This window comes from Cyanobacteriota bacterium (genome assembly GCA_025054735.1).
GTDB lineage: Bacteria > Cyanobacteriota > Cyanobacteriia > SKYG9 > SKYG9 > SKYG9.
In genome coordinates, this window is record JANWZG010000587.1 from 1 (window position 1) to 1,764 (window position 1,764).

The 1,764-nt window shown below is 47.8% G+C and carries 3 protein-coding genes; 2 read left to right on the forward strand and 1 reads right to left on the reverse strand.

Annotated features, from left to right (window positions below; genetic code table 11):
* A partial coding sequence (locus tag NZ772_18430) for a DUF3641 domain-containing protein (protein MCS6815533.1) occupies positions 1-185 on the forward strand: 185 nt, incomplete at its 5' end.
* Positions 186-207: 22 nt separating this feature from the next.
* Here NZ772_18430 and NZ772_18435 read toward each other — a convergent pair.
* Positions 208-933 (reverse strand): Uma2 family endonuclease, encoded by a 726-nt coding sequence (locus NZ772_18435; protein MCS6815534.1) that lies wholly within the window; start codon positions 931-933, stop codon positions 208-210.
* Positions 934-1,385: 452 nt separating this feature from the next.
* Here NZ772_18435 and rplS point away from each other — a divergent pair, with 452 nt between their 5' ends.
* On the forward strand, positions 1,386-1,748 hold the full coding sequence (gene rplS / locus NZ772_18440; protein ID MCS6815535.1) for a 50S ribosomal protein L19: 363 nt from the start codon (positions 1,386-1,388) through the stop codon (positions 1,746-1,748).
* Positions 1,749-1,764 lie beyond the last annotated feature (16 nt).

Here is a 1,764-nt window from a genome sequence, read left to right on the forward strand (position 1 = left end):
GACTGTTTGACTGTGACTTTAACCAAATGTTGGAGCTAGAAGCCGAGTTACCAGGAGATGCTAGACCTCATATTCGTAACTTTGACCTAGCTTGCTGGGAAGCTCGCCAAATTGTGACCGATCGCCATTGCTTTGGCTGCACAGCAGGAGCGGGTAGTTCCTGTGGCGGCGCGCTCGAACCTTAATTCCAGAGACTTGGTGCTTCTGTTAGGTTAATAGCTGATTCGGATCAACCCCCAGCGATCGTAGATATTGTTCTAACTGCTGCGCTCGGTGCTCAGCCGCCTCAGCTCGTTGGCGTTCTAGAACTAGTTGCTCATAACTTTGATCTGGGGTTGGGTAGGGATGGCGTTGTGCATCAAACCAAACCAGCAACTCTTGCTCCATGCCTGCAAACACTTGTCGATGTCGTCCAATTCCTAGCCCTATCTCTGGCATCCAATAGGGTTCACCAATCTGGAGGCAATAGCTGCCATCTACCAATTTATGAACTTCAAAGGGCTGATGACCGTCCCGCCGCCAAAACTCAGGGTTGTAAATCACGTAGTACAAAACCCCTAGCTTGGCATAAAGCTCCATCTTTTCCTCGTATTCACCACCGGGCTTGTGAGACACCATTTCCAAGACCCAGATGGGCACGATGCCATTTTCTTCCCAAGTAGCATAGCTCCGGCGAGATTTACCTCCCTTCTTGCGCTCGACGTTCAGGCTCAGGAAGGCATCTGGAACGACGGGTACTAATGGACTAGGGCCAGTGGTGTGATAAATAGCCATATCCACACCAAAGTACCAGTCCATGCGAGTTTGCCAAATACTGGAAAGGACAAATAGCAGTAAGTTAGGCAACAAATTTTGGTCTTCATTATCCACAGGGGTATCGTCTGAGCAGGGCAACTCATCAGTAGAGGGCAAGCCAAGAGGGATAGAAGGCATGACTGGTGTTTCCTAGTCAAACTAGTGTGATAGTCATCTTAGCAAATCTACTCAGGTAGGACGATCGTACTGGATGATGCTCTAATAGCATTCCTCCAAAAGCCAGCTACATAACCTGTGAGTTCGTAGTATGGATCGAAGTCCTGACTCCAAGCTATCTGTAGCAATAGTTTAGAGAATTAGTAAACCATATTCATGCTTGTTAACTGAACAGTGCTGCCATACCCTGGAAACTACTACTATCAGATAGCAGCACGCGATCGCCAGCCTGATGCCGTAGGCTTGTCATAGAACCAACAGGTAGGGGCACAGCAGTAGAACTTCTAACCAAATGCGATAAAGTTGCTGCAACATTGCCAGCAGAAGTAAGATACACTAGATTTTCTGAAGTTTTGTGATCGTCTCTTCTCTTCTACACACTCTATTTCTTCTATACACGGTGAAAACGTCCCATGAACGCGCAGGCAATCATCCAGGCTATTGAGTCGGAGCAGATGAAATCCGACATTCCCACCATACACATTGGTGATACTGTCAAAGTTGGTGTGATCATTCAAGAAGGCGGCAAGGAACGCACCCAGCCCTATGAAGGCACTGTGATTGCCAAGGCTCATAGTGGCATCAATCAAACCATTACAGTACGCAGAGTATTTCAGGGGGTTGGGGTTGAGCGGGTTTTTCTTGTACATTCACCCCGCATTGAGAGCATTAAGGTGTTGCGTCGTGGTAAGGTGCGGCGAGCGAAGCTGTACTATCTGCGCAACCGCATGGGTAAGGCAACTCGCATAAAACAGCGATTTGACCGTGATCTCTAATTTTCTATGAACCAAT